The organism is Rhodococcus sp. NPDC003382, assembly GCF_053589135.1.
In genome coordinates, this window is sequence record NZ_JBSFRH010000020.1 from 63,588 (window position 1) to 80,117 (window position 16,530).

At 69.6% G+C, this 16,530-nt stretch carries 16 protein-coding genes; 8 read left to right on the plus strand and 8 right to left on the minus strand.

Annotated elements, in window-relative coordinates; all coding sequences use genetic code 11:
- The first annotated feature begins 69 nt into the window (after positions 1-69).
- The 3 genes from ACWDUD_RS15430 to ACWDUD_RS15440 are packed head-to-tail and all read left to right on the plus strand — an operon-like array spanning position 70 to position 2,948.
- Positions 70-1,182 (plus strand): Re/Si-specific NAD(P)(+) transhydrogenase subunit alpha, encoded by a 1,113-nt coding sequence (locus ACWDUD_RS15430; protein ID WP_450109849.1) that lies wholly within the window; start codon positions 70-72, stop codon positions 1,180-1,182.
- Complete coding sequence (locus ACWDUD_RS15435; RefSeq protein WP_197250204.1) at positions 1,183-1,521, plus strand: NAD(P) transhydrogenase subunit alpha; 339 nt, start codon at positions 1,183-1,185, stop codon at positions 1,519-1,521.
- Positions 1,518-2,948: an NAD(P)(+) transhydrogenase (Re/Si-specific) subunit beta gene (locus ACWDUD_RS15440; RefSeq protein WP_197250205.1), complete on the plus strand. Its 1,431-nt coding sequence runs from the start codon at positions 1,518-1,520 to the stop codon at positions 2,946-2,948. The genes ACWDUD_RS15435 and ACWDUD_RS15440 overlap by 4 nt, the downstream gene beginning before the upstream one ends.
- A gap of 13 nt (positions 2,949-2,961) precedes the next feature.
- On the opposite strand, the gene ACWDUD_RS15445 is transcribed toward ACWDUD_RS15440, so the two are convergent.
- Genes ACWDUD_RS15445 through pdhA form a run of 4 tightly spaced genes read right to left on the minus strand, consistent with a single transcriptional unit; the run spans position 2,962 to position 7,564 of the window.
- Positions 2,962-4,134 carry an MFS transporter gene (locus tag ACWDUD_RS15445; protein ID WP_450109850.1) on the minus strand — a complete coding sequence of 391 codons (1,173 nt, stop codon included), beginning with the start codon at positions 4,132-4,134 and terminating at the stop codon, positions 2,962-2,964.
- Between the two features lie 47 nt (positions 4,135-4,181).
- A complete protein-coding gene (locus ACWDUD_RS15450) occupies positions 4,182-5,450 on the minus strand; it encodes a dihydrolipoamide acetyltransferase family protein (protein WP_450109851.1) in 1,269 nt (422 codons plus the stop codon).
- A gap of 30 nt (positions 5,451-5,480) precedes the next feature.
- Complete coding sequence (locus ACWDUD_RS15455; protein WP_450109852.1) at positions 5,481-6,464, minus strand: alpha-ketoacid dehydrogenase subunit beta; 984 nt, start codon at positions 6,462-6,464, stop codon at positions 5,481-5,483.
- A complete protein-coding gene (gene pdhA / locus ACWDUD_RS15460) occupies positions 6,461-7,564 on the minus strand; it encodes a pyruvate dehydrogenase (acetyl-transferring) E1 component subunit alpha (protein WP_197252409.1) in 1,104 nt (367 codons plus the stop codon). Before pdhA ends, ACWDUD_RS15455 begins: the two co-directional genes overlap by 4 nt.
- Positions 7,565-7,732: 168 nt before the next feature.
- Here pdhA and ACWDUD_RS15465 point away from each other — a divergent pair, with 168 nt between their 5' ends.
- Positions 7,733-8,203 (plus strand): Lrp/AsnC family transcriptional regulator, encoded by a 471-nt coding sequence (locus tag ACWDUD_RS15465; protein WP_420750444.1) that lies wholly within the window; start codon positions 7,733-7,735, stop codon positions 8,201-8,203.
- Positions 8,204-8,311: 108 nt separating this feature from the next.
- Here the strand turns inward: ACWDUD_RS15465 and fepB are convergent, their stop codons facing one another.
- A complete protein-coding gene (gene fepB / locus ACWDUD_RS15470; RefSeq protein ID WP_231610589.1) occupies positions 8,312-9,355 on the minus strand; it encodes a Fe2+-enterobactin ABC transporter substrate-binding protein in 1,044 nt (347 codons plus the stop codon).
- Between the two features lie 79 nt (positions 9,356-9,434).
- Here fepB and fes point away from each other — a divergent pair, with 79 nt between their 5' ends.
- Positions 9,435-10,625: an enterochelin esterase gene (gene fes, locus ACWDUD_RS15475; protein WP_307846226.1), complete on the plus strand. Its 1,191-nt coding sequence runs from the start codon at positions 9,435-9,437 to the stop codon at positions 10,623-10,625.
- On the opposite strand, the gene ACWDUD_RS15480 is transcribed toward fes, so the two are convergent.
- The 3 genes from ACWDUD_RS15480 to ACWDUD_RS15490 form a co-directional block, all read right to left on the minus strand.
- The gene (locus ACWDUD_RS15480; RefSeq protein ID WP_197252412.1) at positions 10,622-11,794 is read right to left on the minus strand and encodes a thiolase family protein; all 1,173 of its coding nucleotides are present in this window, start codon (positions 11,792-11,794) and stop codon (positions 10,622-10,624) included. The genes fes and ACWDUD_RS15480 overlap by 4 nt on opposite strands.
- A 101-nt stretch (positions 11,795-11,895) precedes the next feature.
- The gene (locus tag ACWDUD_RS15485; protein WP_307846227.1) at positions 11,896-12,381 is read right to left on the minus strand and encodes an acyl-CoA thioesterase; all 486 of its coding nucleotides are present in this window, start codon (positions 12,379-12,381) and stop codon (positions 11,896-11,898) included.
- A 71-nt stretch (positions 12,382-12,452) separates the two neighbouring features.
- Positions 12,453-13,667 (minus strand): benzoate/H(+) symporter BenE family transporter, encoded by a 1,215-nt coding sequence (locus tag ACWDUD_RS15490; RefSeq protein WP_307846229.1) that lies wholly within the window; start codon positions 13,665-13,667, stop codon positions 12,453-12,455.
- A gap of 147 nt (positions 13,668-13,814) precedes the next feature.
- Here ACWDUD_RS15490 and ACWDUD_RS15495 point away from each other — a divergent pair, with 147 nt between their 5' ends.
- The 3 genes from ACWDUD_RS15495 (at position 13,815) to ACWDUD_RS15505 (ending at position 16,523) form a co-directional block, all read left to right on the plus strand.
- Positions 13,815-14,666 carry a DUF5995 family protein gene (locus ACWDUD_RS15495; RefSeq protein WP_197252414.1) on the plus strand — a complete coding sequence of 284 codons (852 nt, stop codon included), beginning with the start codon at positions 13,815-13,817 and terminating at the stop codon, positions 14,664-14,666.
- Positions 14,667-14,818: 152 nt separating this feature from the next.
- Positions 14,819-15,250 carry a YciI family protein gene (locus ACWDUD_RS15500; RefSeq protein ID WP_197252415.1) on the plus strand — a complete coding sequence of 144 codons (432 nt, stop codon included), beginning with the start codon at positions 14,819-14,821 and terminating at the stop codon, positions 15,248-15,250.
- A gap of 4 nt (positions 15,251-15,254) precedes the next feature.
- Entirely contained in the window at positions 15,255-16,523 is a 1,269-nt protein-coding gene (locus ACWDUD_RS15505) for an RNA polymerase sigma factor (protein WP_197252416.1), read from the plus strand.
- Positions 16,524-16,530: the final 7 nt, after the last annotated feature.

Here is a 16,530-nt window from a genome sequence, read left to right on the forward strand (position 1 = left end):
GCAGCCCGCCGCCCTCGCGGTGAGGCCCTCATTCGAAGCAGGAGTCAGGGGAAGTTGGATACCGAAGGATTGAGCACGGGAAGAGAGGCACAGCGTCGTCCGACCGTCGGCGTCGTTCGCGAAACGAACGACGGTGAGCGTCGCGTCGCGCTGGTCCCGAAGATTGTTCCGTCTCTGATCGGCAAGGGTCTCGACGTCGTCGTCGAGGCCGGTGCCGGCGAGGCGGCACTGATTCCCGACGAGTTGTACGTCGAGGCCGGGGCCACGATCGGTGACGCCTGGACGGCGGACGTCGTGGTGAAGGTCGCGCCGCCGTCGGATGCGGAGGTCGCGCGGCTGCGGTCGGGGCAGACCCTGATCGGGTTCCTGGCGCCGCGCAACGCGGAGAACCAGATCGGCGCGCTCGCTGCGGCCGGAGTGCAGGCGTTCGCCGTCGAGGCGATCCCGCGCATCTCGCGTGCCCAGGTGATGGACGCGCTGTCGTCGCAGGCGAACGTGTCCGGCTACAAGGCGGTGCTGGTCGCTGCGTCGGAGGCCACGCGCTACTTCCCGATGCTCACCACGGCCGCGGGCACCGTCAAGCCCGCGACCGTGCTGGTGCTCGGCGTCGGTGTCGCGGGTCTGCAGGCGCTGGCCACCGCCAAGCGTCTCGGTGGTCGCACCACCGGATACGACGTGCGCCCGGAGGTCGCCGATCAGGTGCGTTCGGTCGGTGCGCAGTGGCTCGATCTGGGGATCGACGCGGCCGGTGAGGGCGGCTACGCCCGCGAACTCACCGATGCCGAGCGCGCCCAGCAGCAGCAGGCTCTCGAGGAGGCCATCAAGGGCTTCGACGTGGTCATCACGACTGCGCTGGTGCCGGGCCGTCCGGCGCCGCGTCTGGTCACCGCTGCCGCGGTGCACGGCATGAAGCCCGGCTCGGTCGTGGTCGACCTCGCCGGCGAGACCGGCGGCAACTGCGAGCTGACCGAACCCGGACAGACCGTCGTCAAGCACGGCGTGACGATCTGCTCGCCGCTGAACCTGCCCGCGACGATGCCCGAGCACGCATCCGAGCTCTACTCGAAGAACGTCGCCGCCTTGCTCGAGCTGATGCTCGACGACAACGGCGCGCTGGCACCGGACTTCTCCGACGAGATCCTCGACGGCGCGTGCGTGACCCGCTCGAAGGAGAACGCGTAGATGTACACCGAACTGCTCGCGAACATCGCCATTCTGGTCCTTGCCGGATTTGTCGGGTTCGCCGTTATTTCCAAGGTCCCGAACACGCTGCACACGCCGCTGATGTCGGGCACCAACGCCATCCACGGCATCGTGGTGCTCGGTGCGCTCGTGGTGCTCGGGCACCTGCCCGGGGACGCCCCGTGGAGCATCAAGATCATCCTGTTCGTCGCGCTGGTGTTCGGCACCCTGAACGTGGTCGGCGGCTTCGTCGTCACCGACCGCATGCTCGCGATGTTCAAGCCCAAGAAGGACGTTGTGAAGGCGTCGGCGGAGTCGAAGGGAGCTGACGCCCGATGAGTTACCTGGTGACCATCCTGTACATCGTCGCGTTCGCGATGTTCATCTACGGTCTGATGGGCCTGACCGGCCCGAAGACCGCGGTCCGCGGCAACTACATCGCCGCGGCCGGCATGGCGATCGCCGTGATCGCGGTGCTCATCGACATCCGTGACACCGAGAACTGGGGTCTGATCGTCGGCGGCCTGGCCGTGGGTGTGATCCTGGGTGTGCCGCCGGCACTGAAGACCAAGATGACCGCGATGCCGCAGCTGGTCGCGCTGTTCAACGGCGTCGGTGGTGGCACCGTCGCGCTGATCGCGTGGGCCGAGTTCCTCGACTCGAACGGCTTCACGACCGTCGACGACGTGCCGTCGGTGCCGTTCATCGTCGGCTCGCTGTTCGCCGCGATCATCGGCTCGGTCTCGTTCTGGGGTTCGCTGGTGGCGTTCTCCAAGCTGCAGGAACTGCTGAACAAGAACTTCGAGAAGAAGGTCGTCGCGTCGGCGAAGCTGTTCCAGCTCGCCAACATCGTCCTGGCGGTCGCCGCGATCGCGATCGCGATCTACATCGGTCTGCAGGCGGACCCGGCCAACGCGCCGACCCCGGCGATCTGGATCGTCGCGCTGCTCGTCGTGGCCGGCCTGATGGGCCTGTTCGTGGTGCTCCCGATCGGCGGCGCCGACATGCCCGTCGTCATCTCGCTGCTCAACGCCCTGACCGGTCTGTCCGCGGCCGCCGCGGGTCTGGCGCTGAACAACCAGGCGATGATCGTCGCCGGCATGATCGTCGGCGCCTCGGGTTCGATCCTGACCAACCTCATGGCCAAGGCCATGAACCGCTCGATCCCGGCGATCGTGTTCGGTTCCTTCGGCGGCGACGGCGGTTCCGGCGGCGTGGTCTCCGCGTCCGGTGGCACCGTCAAGGCGACCTCCGCGGCGGATGCGGCGATCCAGATGGCCTACGCCAACCAGGTCATCGTGGTGCCCGGCTACGGTCTGGCCGTGGCGCAGGCGCAGCACGCCGTCAAGGAGATGGCCGAGCTGCTCGAGCAGCGTGGCGTCGAGGTCAAGTACGCCATCCACCCGGTCGCCGGTCGCATGCCGGGCCACATGAACGTGCTGCTCGCCGAGGCCGACGTCGCGTACGACGCGATGAAGGAGATGGACGACATCAACGGCGAGTTCAGCCGGACCGACGTCACCATCGTCATCGGCGCCAACGACGTCACCAACCCGGCCGCGCGTCTGGATTCGTCGAGCCCGATCTACGGCATGCCGATCCTGAACGTCGACCAGTCCAAGTCGGTGATCGTGCTCAAGCGGTCCATGTCCTCCGGCTATGCCGGCATCGACAACCCGCTGTTCACCGCGGATCAGACGTCGATGCTCTTCGGCGACGCGAAGAAGATGGTCGGCGAGGTCACCGAGGAACTCAAGGTCCTCTGACCCGCATCCACTTTCAGGGGCGCCCGCGCACATCTGCTGCGCGGGCGCCCTCGCGCACGTTCGGGGCCAGTGCCGACGCGGCCAGCACGCACGCCAGCGGCACCGCCATCGCCGCCGTCAGCGACGTCGCCTCCGACAACCAGCCGATGCACGCCGGGCCTGCCAGGAAGCCGAGATAGCCCATCCCGACGACCCGCGACATGTTCGCGCCCGGCGCGCCGGTCGTCATGTTCCCCGCGGCCGTGAACAACTGCGGAACCGCCCCGGAGAGACCGGCGCCGAACAACCCCCAGCCCGCCAGGGTCAGCGGCAGCCACGGCGACGCGATCACCGCGCCCACCCCGACGGCGGCGACCAGCATGCCGTACCGCACCAGCGCCACCGGGCCGATCCGCGCGGTGATCCGATCCGCGGTGAAGCGGCCGATCGTCATCGTCGCCGAGAACACCCCGAAAGCGAGTGCCGCCACCGAATCCGGGCTGCCCAGACGCTCCTTGACCTGCAGGGCACTCCAGTCGTTGGCGACGCCCTCGCACAGCATCAGCATGAACGCGAGCCCGCCGAGCAGCAGTACCCGCCGCGAATACCCGCCGCGCGGAGCCGCATCGACGTGGTGGGGATGCGGCGGCACCCGCACCAACTGCCCGGACGCGACCGCGACCACCAGCAGCCCCATCGCACCCGTGACGGCCAGCGACATCGCCGGAGCCCAGCCGGCGGCGAGCGTCGCCGCCCCGACCAGTGCCCCGGCCACACCGCCGACGGAGAACAGCCCGTGGAAGGCCGCCATGATCGGCCGCCGGTAACGCTGTTCGACGACGACCGCCTGCGAATTCATCGACACGTCCAGGGCGCCGTTCGCGAACCCGAACAGCACCAGTGCGACGGCGAGCTGCCAGCCCTGCGACGCCAGACCCGGACCGGCCACCGTGACCGCCAGGGCACTCGCGGCGATCGTGGTGGTGCGGTCGCTGCCGAACCGGTCGGCGAGCCGCCCCGTCGCCTGCATGCCGACGATCGCGCCGACCGCGAGCATCAGCAGCAGCGTTCCCAGGGTCGCGTTGCCGATCCCCGCGCGCTGCTGCACCGCCGGAATGTGCACGACCCACATCGCGAGCAGGAACCCGTTGAGTCCGAAGACGGCGAAGACGGCGGCTCGGGCACGCCGATAGGCGGGATCGGTCACGGAACCCGACGCTACCGGCACCGCGGCGGGTTCCTCACCCGCGCGGGTCAGCGTGCGAGCAGCGCGGGCACCGGGTCGCCGAGGAATCCGCCGATCGCCGCGAGTGCCCGCCCCGCCTGCTCGCCGTCGACGAGCCGATGATCGAACGACAACGACAGCGTGACCACCCGGCGCACCGCGAGCGCGTCGTCGACCACCCACGGACGCGGCGCGATCGCCCCGACGGCGAGGATCGCCGCCTCACCCGGCACGAGGATCGGGCTGCCGCCGTCCACGCCGAACACCCCGACGTTCGTGATCGAGATCGTGCCGCCCGTCAGGTCGGTGGGTGTTGCGCGCCCGGCGCGCGCGGTCGCGGTGACGGTGGCGATCGCGCCGGCCAGGTCGGGCAGCGTCAGGGCGTGCGCGTTCCGGATCACCGGGACCATCAGCCCCTCGTCGGTGGCGGTCGCGATGCCCAGGTTCACGTAGGTGCGCGTCGCGATCTCACCGGCGTCCTGATCCCACGTCGCGTTGAGGATCGGCTGGTCCGCGACCGCGCGCAGCAACGCCGCCGCCACGATCGTCAGGGCGGTCGGATGCCGGTCCGCGAACGACGGATGCGTGCGCAGCCGCTCGACCAGCTCGACGGTCGCGGTGACGTCGCACGTGAGGAACACCGTCGCGTGCGGCGCGGTGAATGCACTGCGGGTCACGGCCTCGGCGGTGCGTTTGCGCACCCCCGTGATCGGCACCCGCGTCTCCTCGCCGGGTTCGGTGCGGGCGGCCCGGTCCGCGGCGCGCCGCACGTCCGAGCGGGTGACGACCCCGCCGGTGCCGGTTCCGGTCACGGTCGCCAGGTCGATGCCGAGGCGTTTGGCCTCACGTCGCGCCGACGGCTTCGCATCCGGGCGGGGTGGCTCGGCGTGCAGGTGCGGTGCGCTGTGCCCGTTTCCCGAGGTCCTGTCGGTCGTCGGCCCGGCCTGCGCGAGCGTCCGGGCGGCCCGTTTGCTCGCCGGTGGGCGGCCGGGACCGTAGCCGACGAGCACCGGGGTATGGGATTCGGCACCGGCGTCGTGGGGACCCTCACTGGGCACCGCGATCCGGATGATCGGTGCCCCGACCGGCACCGTCGTTCCGGGCTCGGCGAGCAGTTCCGCCACCGTCCCCGCGAACGGCGACGGCAACTCCACCACTGCCTTCGCCGTTTCCACCTCCGCGACGACCTGGTTGAGCTCGACGCGGTCGCCGACGGCCACCGTCCAGGACACGAGGTCGGCCTCGGTCAGTCCCTCACCGAGATCCGGCATCCGGAATTCCTTGACGGACTGGTTCATTCGGCGTGTCCCTTCAGGCGGTGTGTCCCCTCAGGCGGCGAGGCTGCGGTCGACGGCATCGAGGATGCGGTCGGGGTCCGGTAGGTGGTACGCCTCGAGTTTCGCCGGCGGATACGGGATGTCGAATCCGCCGACCCGCAGCACCGGCGCCTCCAGCTGATAGAAGCACCGTTCGGAGATCTGCGCGGCGATTTCGGCGCCGAGCCCGCAATTCACCGGTGCCTCCTGCGCGACCACGAGCCGGCCGGTGCGGCGCACCGACGCCTCGACGGTGTCGACGTCGAGCGGCGACAGCGATCGCAGATCGATCACCTCGATCGAATGTCCTTCGTCCGCAGCGATATCCGCGGCCTGCAGGGCCGTCGTCAGCATCGCGCCGAACGTCACGAGCGTGACATCGGTGCCCGGCCGGGTGACGCGCGCCCGGTCCAGCGGCAGTTCCGGCGGGGTGTCGAGGTCGACCTCGCCGCGATCCCAGTACCGGTGCTTCGGCTCGAGGAAGATCACCGGATCGTCCAGGGCCACCGCCTGCTGGATCATCCAGTAGGCGTCCGACGGAGTGCCGGGGCTCACCACCCGCAGGCCCGCGGTGTGCGTGAAATACCCCTCGGGGGACTCGGAATGGTGCTCGACGGCGCCGATCCCGCCGCCGTACGGAATGCGGATCGTCAACGGCGCGGTGACCGTACCCGCGGTGCGGTAGTGGATCTTCGCGACCTGCGAGACGATCTGGTCGAAGGCCGGGTAGACGAACCCGTCGAACTGGATCTCGCACACCGGCCGGTATCCGCGCAGCGCCATGCCGAAAGCCGTTCCCACGATGCCGGATTCGGCGAGGGGAGTGTCGAAGACCCGGTCGGTGCCGAAGTCCTTCTGCAACGTGTCGGTGACGCGGAAGACGCCGCCGAGCCGGCCGACGTCCTCGCCCATGATCACGACCTTGCGGTCGTGTTCGAGCGCGCGCCGCAACCCGGCATTGAGGGCGGCGCCGAGAGCCATCGTGGTGGTGGTCATGACCGTGCCTCCTCGTACTGTGCGGTGTCGAACCCGGCGAGGTATTCGCCGTAGCGGGCGCGTTGATCGGCGAGCATCCGGTGCTCGGTGGCGTAGACGTGATCGAACATCGAGAGCGGTTCGGGGTCGGGGGCGGTGAGCGTGCCCGTGCGCAGCCGGTCCGCGGCGGCGTCCGCGTCGGCCTGGACCGTGGCGAGATAGTCGTCGTCGGCGAGACCCTCGCGGTCGAGCAACAGCCGCACCCGGGTCAGCGGATCGCGTGCCCGCCATTCCTCCAGTTCGGCGGGGGTGCGGTAGCGGGTCGGGTCGTCGGACGTGGTGTGCGGACCCATGCGGTAGGTGAGGGCCTCGATGAACGTCGGTCCGCCGCCTTCGCGGGCGCGGCGCGCGGCCTGCCGGGTGACGGCCAGGACGGCGAGGACGTCGTTGCCGTCGACCTGCACGGCGGGCATCCCGAAGCCGGCGGCCCGGTGGGCCAGTGCCACCGGGCTCTGCACGTGCACCGGGGCGCTGATCGCCCAGTGGTTGTTCTGGCAGAAGAACACCACCCCGGCACTCCAGCTCACCGCGAAGCCGAGGGCCTCGGAGATGTCGCCCTGGCTGGTGGCGCCGTCACCGAAGTAGGCGACGGTCGCGATCTCGGCACCGTCGAGACGGGCGCCCATCGCATAGCCGGTCGCGTGCAGGCCCTGCGATCCGACGACGATCGCCGGGTTGGTGGTGTTGACGGTCGCCGGATCCCAGCCGGAATGCGAGCAGCCCCGCCACATTCGCGTCATGTCCGCGGGATCGACGCCGCGGCACCAGGCCACGCCGTGCTCGCGGTAGCTGGTGAAGACGTAGTCGTCGGGTTCGAGCGCGTGCGCGGATCCGACCTGCGCGGCCTCCTGGCCGAGCAGGGGAGCCCACAGGCCGAGTTCGCCCTGGCGTTGCAGGGCGACTGCCTCGGTGTCGATGCGCCGCACGACGACGAGGTCGCGGTAGAGGGTGCGCAGGCGTTCGGGGCCGACATCGGCGACGAGCGCGGAATACTCCGGGTTGTGAACCCGTCGGCCGTCCGGCTGGATCAGCTGGACCGGATAGGCAATCTTGTCGACCACCGTGACCACCTCGTTCGGGTCGGCCCGGGCGCCCTTGTGGGGCGATCCCCGGGCATACCTGTGTTGTACTTCACATCATCCACGCCGGGGACAGCTGCGCAATCGGTTCGGCCGCGACTGTGCAGAACGCACGGTTCGAGGGGGTCATGCGGTGTCATACTGCGGAATGTGACCAGTCTGGATGCGACCGACGCCCGGCTGCTGCTCGAGCTGACCCGCACGCCGCGGGCGACGGGAGTGGAGTTGGCGGCGCGGCTCGGATTGTCGCGCAACACGGTCCAGGCGCGGCTCGCGCGCTGGGAGGCGGAGGGGGTGCTCGCGTCGTTCGAGCGACGCGTCGACCCGCGCGCGCTGGGTTATCCGCTCGCCGCCTACGTTGCGACGCGGGTCGACCAGCACCGGCTCGACAGTGTCGTCGCGGCGCTGGCGGAGATCCCGGAGGTCACCGAGGTGTACGGCATGGCGGGGCAGACGGACCTGTCGGTGAAGGTCGTCGCGACCGACGCGGACGACCTGTACCGGCTGGCCGGGCAGATCCTCGAGATCCCGGGTGTCGAGCGCACCAACATGGCGTTGGTGATGCGGGAGCTGGTGCCGCAGCGCACCGCCCCGCTGTTGCGGCGGCTGGCGCAGGGCTGACGTCCTGCGGCATCGGCCGATCGGGCCGGGTGCCCAGCGTCCGGAACGGCGAGGGGCCGGGCACCTCGCAGGTGCCCGGCCCCTCGTCCTGTCCGCGTCGGACGCGAGCTACGTCAGTGCCTCCACGATGCGGTCCACGACGTTGTTCGCGCTGTAGTAGTCCAGGCGGAAGCTGTCGTAGCCCAGCGCGTAGACCTTGCCCGACTGCACCGACGGGATTCCCGCGAGCAGCGCATCGGCCTTCATTCGCTCCTCGGCGGACGCGTCCGCGCTGATGATGAACGTGATGGCGCCGGGAAGGGCGCGAGACAGGTTCTCGACGCTTGCGGGCACGACGTCGGCGCGTCCGGCCATCGTCCCCTTGTCGGCGTTCGCGATGTCCTCGGGAAGCGGTGCCGTCACGATTCCGAGGCGCTCGGCGAGCTGGCCCTGCGCGGACACGGCGGTGAAGATCCGTGAGTCCTGCGGGGAGTTGTAGGTGAGGATGTTGGCCTCGCTGGACTCCGCGAGTGCGGGTGCGATCGCGGCGCGGGCCTCGTCGACCTTCGTGTCGAACTCGGCGATCAGTTCGGCGGCGCGGTCCTCGGCGCCGATGGCGTCGGCCAGCTGGGTGGTGATCTCCTGCCACGACTTGTCGGTGTAGTCGAAGACCAGGGTGGGAGCGATCCGGGACAGCACGTCGTAGCTGTCCTTCGTCGAGTCGGCACCGCTGGCGGAGACGACGATGAGATCGGGCGCTGCCGCGGTGATCCGCTCGACGTTGATCTCGCCCTGGTACAGCGTCTCGACGTCCCGCTCGGCGGCCACGTCGGCCCACTGCCGGAACAGGCCCTGCTCGTCGGTGGCCGAGTTGCCGCCGGAGCTCGGGGGCTGGGCGCCGGTCCCGACGAGCGGTGCGTCGAGGGCGAGCAGGGAGCCGGTGAGCGTGACACTCGTCGAGACGATCCGCTCCGGCCGGGTGTCGAGCGTGACCGGGCCGTCGGCGGTCTCGACGGTGCGCGGCCATTCACCCGACTGTGCCGATGTCGGGGACGTCTCCGCGGCGTCTTCGTCCGACGAGCACGCCACGGTGGCGGCGCCGATCGCAAGCGCGCCGAGCGCCACCGCGAACCGGGTGACGAGGCCTCGGCGACGAGGCATTCTCTGGGACAACGGAATCCTCCTGTAAGGCAACAGTGGTATGCGCTGTACCCTACTGTTAGGTGAGCGTTTCCTAAGTAGGGGGGTCCATGTGCTCGATGCGGAGCTGGTGGAGCGACGCCTGCGGGACGAAGGTTCCCCGCTGATCGATCCGGGACCGCCGGGCACGGTGACCGCCACGTTCGTGTACCGGGTCCCCGCCGATTCCGGTATCCGCCACGTCTACCTCGACGCCAACGGGATCACCGACCGGCACGACCCCGAGGCGCACGCGCTGAAACCGCTCGGGGACAGCGACCTCTGGGCCGTGTCCGTCCTGCTGCCCGAGGCATGGCGCGGCGGATACGGGTTCCTTCCGCGGACCGAACCCATCATGCGTCCGTCGGAGGGCGAGACCGAGTGGGAATGGTGGCGCGGTGTCCTCGGTGATCTGGTGACCGACCCCTGCAATCGGCTGCCGAGTTTCTCCTTCATGGGTCAGCGATCCCGCTCCGAAGCGGTGATGCCCGGCGCGCCGGCCCAGCGCTGGTGGGCGCACTCGGCCGGGCCGGCGCGCGGCACCACGACCGAGGTGACGCGTGAACTCGCCGGTGTGCGTCGCCGGATATGGCTTTACGAGCCTCCCGGACTCGCCGCGGCCGACCGTCCCGTCCTCGTGGTGTTCGACGGCAAGGTCGCGGCGGTGGAGATCCCGCACGCGCCGGCCTTCGACCTGCTCGCCGAACGCGGCGTGCGTGTTCCGCTGGTGGTGATGATCGACAGCATCGATCCCGCGACGCGATCACGCGAACTTCCCTGCAGCGCAGAATTTCTCGAAGCGCTCACCGGCGACCTCCTGCCGTGGCTGCGGGCGGAGTGGAATGCGACCGGCGCGGCGGATTCCGTCCTGGTGGGTGGATCGAGCTACGGCGGGCTCGCCGCCACCTACGCGGCGCTGCACGCTCCGCAGCATTTCGGTGGTGCGGTGAGCCTGTCCGGGTCGTTCTGGTGGCCGCGACCCGGTATGCCCGGGCAACCCGACGAGACGGCGCAGTCCGTACAGCGGCAACTCGACGACCTCGCGACGCACGGCTCGAGATTCTGGATGACCGCGGGCGAACTCGAACCGCGGCTGATCGAGGAGAATCGCGAGGTTCGGGACCTGTTGCGCGCGAAGGGCTTCGACGTCGACTATCGCGAGTTCTGTGGTGGCCACGACTACGCGCACTGGCGCGATGCGCTGGTGGCCGGGGCGGCGGCACTGCTGGGCCCTGCCGCCGCCCACGGACCGTTCCGCGGTTAGAGGATCTCGTAGATGGTGGCGTTGGCGGTGCCGCCGCCCTCGCACATGGTCTGCAGACCGTAGCGACCACCGGTGCGACGCAGGTGGTGGATCAGCGTCGCGGCCAGACGGCCACCGGAGCCGCCGAGCGGGTGACCGAGCGCGATCGCGCCGCCGAGCGGGTTCAGCTTCTCGATCGAGGCACCGGTCTCGCGCAGCCACGCCAGCGGCACCGACGCGAACGCCTCGTTCACCTCGAAGGCGTCGATGTCGTCGATCGTCAGACCCGACTTCTTCAGCGCCAGCGCGGTCGCCGGGATGGGGCCGGTGAGCATCTTGACCGGATCGTCGCCGGTCACGACGGCGGTGTGGACGCGCGCGAGCGGGGTGAGGCCCAGGGCCTTCGCCTTCTCCGAGGTGGTGACGAGGACGCCGGACGCGCCGTCGGAGATCTGCGAGGCGTTACCGGCGGTGACGACGCCGTTCTCGAGGAACGGAGCCTTGAGCCCGGCGAGCTTCTCGACGGTCGAACCGCGGCGCACGCCTTCGTCGGTGTCGATCACAGTTCCGTCGGGCAGGGTGACCGGGGCGGTCTCGTCGGCGAACAGGCCCTCGTCCTGCGCGCGGGCGGCGCGCTCGTGCGACTGCACCGAGTATTCGTCGAGTTCGGTGCGGGAAAGACCCCACTGCCGGGCGATGATCTCGGCGCCGACGCCCTGGTTGAAGCGGCCGTTGAAGCCGGGAGCGGTGAGCTCCTCGGAGTAGCGGTCGCGGGCCGGGCCGCCCATCGGGCCGGTGCCCTCGGGGGAGGACGAGCCGAGCGGGATCGCGGACATGATCTCGACGCCACCGGCGACGATGAGGTCGGCCTGGCCGGAGATCACGGCGGCCGCGGCGGTCGAGATGGCCTGCTGGGAGGAGCCGCACTGCCGGTCGATGGTGAAGCCGGGGACGGATTCGGGCCAGCCGGCGCCGAGCACGGCCATGCGGCCGATGTTGCCGGACTGCATGCCCACCGACTGGACGGTGCCCCAGTGCACGTCGTCGACGAGGGCGGGGTCGATTCCGGTCCGCTCCGCGATGGTGCGGAGGATGTGGGCGGAGAGCTCGACGGCGTGGACGCCGGACAGGCCGCCGCCGCGCTTGCCGATGGGGGTACGTACAGCCTCGACGATCACTGCATCGCGCATGTCTTCGGATCACTTCCTCTGGATGGAACTGCACAGTCCCGACGAAGTCTAATCCGGTAAATGAATACCCTGCCAAGCGGATGCTTGGTAAGGGCTACGGTTCAGGATGCCGGTCGTTCCGGCGCGCCCTTGACCAGCTGCATCACGGCCTTGCGGATCTCGTCCGGAATCGGTACCGGCCTGCGCGTGCGCGCGTCGACGTAGACGTGCACGAAACGCCCGGTCGCTGCCGGTGTCAGCGCGCCGTCCGGGCCCTCGCGGAAGATCGCCAGCTGGTAGGTGATGCTGCGTTTGCCGAGGCGGTCGACGTCGATGCCCACCTGCAATCGGTCGGGGAACGAGAGTTCCGCGATGTAGCGGCAGGAGGTTTCGGCGACCACACCGATGGCGTCGAGCTCGCGGATGTCCACGCCGGTCGTCGCCATGAGCCAGCCGTTGACCGCGGAATCGAAGTACGAGTAGTAGGTGACGTTGTTGACGTGGCCGTAGTGGTCGTTGTCCGCCCAACGTGTCTGCATCGGCCACAGCGCCGGGAAGCGGGCCGGGTCGGGCTGCGCGTCGGGAGTCGTCGGCTGGCGGTTGGTCACTAGATCATTGTGTCAGGAAGCATCGAACTTCACCTGAAGAGAGACCGTCGAGGCTTGCTCGGGCCGAATCGTTACCGCTCCACAACCTTTCCTGTACCTGAATTCGACTGTTCGAACGACAGGACCGCGCGCACCGCGAGACCCGCCACCAGCGCCCAGAAGGCCGCTCCGATGCCGAAGGCGCTCAGCCCCGACGCCGCGACCAGGAACGTCACGACCGCGGCTTCGCGACCGTCGGTGTCGCGCAACGAGGATGCGAGCGCGCTGCCCAAGGTGGACAGTAGTGCAAGCCCGGCAACCGTTTCGACGACCCCGGCCGGGGCGAGCGCCACCAGGGTCGCCACCGCGGTGGACAGCAGGGCGAGTGCCAGGTACGACCAGCCGGCTGTCCACGCCGCCACCCAGCGGCGGTTCGGGTCCGGGTCGGCCTCGGGCGCCGCTGACAGGGCCGCGCTGATCGCCGCCAGGTTGATGGCGTGCCCGCCGGAGGGGGCGCCGAGCACCGTTCCGAGTCCGGTCACCGCCATCGCTGCGCGCCAGGGCGTTCGGTAGCCGAACGACGAGAGCACCGCGGTTCCGGGGATGTTCTGCGAGGCCATCGTCACGATGTACAGCGGCAACGCGATGCCGAGCAGCGCCTGCCAGGTCCACGCCGGTGCGGTGAACGAGAGCGACGGCAGCAGATCCGTCGGCGCCGGACGAGTTCCCGAGCGCGCCAAGCCGATCGCGATCACGACCGCGGCCGCGGCGAATGCGGCCGGGACCGCCCACCGCGGGCGCAACCGCAGCACGATCAGCCAGGTCAGCGCGACGGGGGCGATCGCCGCGGGATCCGCTGCCAGCGAGGTCACCGGGGCCAGACACAACGGCACCAGGACGCCGGCGAGCATGGCCTGCGCCAGCGATGTCGGGATCGCCGCGATCAGGCGTCCCAGGTGCGGTGAGAGGCCGGTCAGCACAACGGCCAGCCCGACCACGACGAACGCGCCGACCGCGGCGGGCCAGCCCCCGGCGACCGCACCGGTCCCGGCGAGCAGGGCGGCGCCCGGCGTCGACCAGGCCAGGGTGATCGGGGTGCGGTAGCGCCGTGCCAGCCACAGGATGCCGACGCCCTGTGTCACGCACAGCGTGAGCAGGCCCGATGCGGCCTCCGGCCCCGATGCGCCCACTCCGTGCAGGCCGGTGAGCACGACCGCGAACGAACTGGTGAATCCGACCAGGGCCGTGACGATTCCGGCGCCGATCGGCTGGGAGAGCGGAACCGGTGTCTGCGAGTCGGTGGTCACCGACGGGATTCTGCCGCAGCCCGGGCCGCGGCGTCCGCTCGTGCACCGCCACGGCGGACAAATAGAGGCATTCTCGGTGCACATTTATTTTCTTAGGATTTTTAATTTAGTACTTGCTTAGGGTTCAGAAATTTGTATTTTTTTAGGATGCGTAAATTGACTGGATTCGCGACATCGGCCGTAGTTCTCGCACTCGGTTGTGCCCTGGTTGCTCCCGCCGCAGGCGCCGCGGATACGGGTGCCCCTGTCTCGTCGCAGTGCGTACCCGCGGCCTCCGGATTCGAACAGGCCCGCCTCGCCGAGGTCACCGATCCCGCCGGTATCGACTCGTTCGACGCCGCGCGCGACCGCATCGCGCGGCTGCGCGAGCTGCTCGTCCACAGTGGCGACTATCGCGGCACGTTCGTGCTGGCGTTCGACGAGATCCTCGAGCTGACCGGTCCGACGCTCAACGCCGGCATCTACGACGACGAGCAGTGGGCGAGCGATCTTGCCGTCGAGGTCGTGCGCCTGTACGTCGCGAACCTGCACGAATACGTCACCGGCGGAACCCCGGCGCCGCACTGGGCCGACGCGTTCGCGCTCACCGAGCAGTGCGATCGCAGTCCCGGCCGGGTGCTGACCGCGGCGATCGTCGCGCATCTCGTCACCGACTTCCCCGAAGCGCTCGTCACCATCGGATCCGGTCCCGAACACACCCGCGATTTCTACACTTTCGGGAACGCCCTCGTCGCCGCCGCACCGCGCATCGCCGAAGAGTTCAAGGCCGTGTACGGCACCGACCTCGGACCGTTCTTCACCGGCTGGTTCGTCGGCGATCTGCTCGGCGCCGAGCGGACCACGACGTTGATGTTCCAATCCGCCCGGACGGTCGCGTGGGTCAACAACTTCGGTCTGCAGAATCCCACGACCCGCGACGCGACACGTGCCGAGATGCGGATCGCCACCGCCGTGGCCGGCGAGGTTCTCGATCTGCTCGAGGAGGCTCGGACGATCTGAATTCGGCCCTCCTCGTCCGTGGATCCGACTACGGTCGATGCCGTCGGCCCACGGAGCCGAGAAATTCTCCGCGAAGTGTCGATCGACGGCCGCGCTGCTCGACGTGTACGTGAACGGACCGGAGATGCGGTCCCGTGACGGAGGAGAACCTCATGAAGTACATGCTGATCCTGCGAGTCACCGACCAGGCGCTCGCAGCGTCGAAGGAAGCGGATTTCACGGAAATCGTCAACGCGATGGGGCGATACAACGAAGAGCTCATCAAGGCGGGTGTCATGCTCGCCGGGGAAGGGCTGTCCGACCCCGAGGACGGATTCGTCGTCGACTTCGACTCCGATCCTCCGCTCGTGTCGGACGGGCCCTACGGCGAGACGAAGGAACTGTTCTCCGGCTTCTGGATCATCCAGACCGCGACGAAGGAAGAGGCAGCCGAATGGGCCCGGCGCTGCCCCCTGGGCCCGGGCAGCAAACTGGAAGTGCGCAGGGTGAACGAGCTCGAGGACTTCGACCAGACCAACGAGTACATCCAGAAGGAAGCGGGCTGGCGCGAGCAGCTGGGCACGGACCGGCCGATCACCGGCTGAGCCCGTGGCCGAGAACGCCGACGCAGACAGCGCACGCCGGGCCGTCGAGGCGGTGTGGCGCATCGAATCGGCGAAAATCGTTGCAGCGCTGACCCGTATCGTCGGTGACCTCGATCTCGCCGAGGACCTCGCCGGCCAAGCGCTGCTCGAAGCCCTCGAGCAGTGGCCGGCCGGCGGGGTTCCCCGTAACCCCGCGGCCTGGCTGACCGCCGTCGCCAAACGCCGGGCGATCGACGGGTGGCGGCGCCGGGACCTGCTCGACGAGCGCTACGCGGCGATCGCGCGCGACCTCGACGCGTCGCGCTTCGACGACGAGGCCTGGGATCCCGATCGCATCGACGACGACGTGCTTCGGCTGATGTTCATCGCGTGCCACCCGGTCCTGGGCCGCAAAGCGCAGGTCGCGTTGACGCTCCGGGTGGTCGGCGGCCTGACCACCGAGGAGATCGCCCGCGCCTTCATGATCCCCACCGCGACGGTGCAGCAACGCATCGTTCGCGCCAAGAAGACCCTCACCGCGGCCAAGGTTCCGTTCGAGGTGCCGCCGCGTGCGGAGTTCGCGAACCGGCTGGGCGCCGTTCTCAATGTGCTCTACCTGGTGTTCAACGAGGGATACGCCGCGACCTCGGGGTCCGAATGGATGCGGACGGATCTCGGGGCCGAGGCGTTGCGGCTCGCCCGGATCCTCGCCGAGCTCGTGCCGCAGGAACCCGAAGCCCACGGGCTCGTCGCCCTGATGGAACTCACGGCGGCGCGATTCGGTGCCCGCACCACGCCGACGGGGGAACCGATCCTGCTGGCCGACCAGGACCGCACGCGCTGGGATCGCGCCCAGATCACCCGCGGCGTCGCGGCTCTCGCCCGGGCCGACGCGGTCGGCCGGGGTCGCGGACCGTACGCCCTGCAGGCGGCGATCGCCGAGTGTCACGCGCGCGCAGCAACTTTCGAGGACACCGATTGGGAGACGATCGTGCTTCTCTACGAGGCGCTCGGGCAGGTCGCGTCGTCGCCGGTGGTCGAACTCAACCGCGCCGCGGCCGTGTCCATGGCGTACGGCCCGGCGCCCGCGCTGGAATACGTCGACAAGCTCGTCGCCGACGGCGAACTCGCCGGCTACCACCTGTTGCCGAGCGTGCGCGGCGAGCTGCTCCGGCAGCTGGGCCGCATCGACGAAGCCCGCGCCGAGCTGCTCGAGGCTGCGCGGCTGACCGGCAACGAACGGGAGCGCGCCGTTCTGCTCGCGAAGGCCGAGGAACTGCGCGACCGGCCGTGAGCGGCAA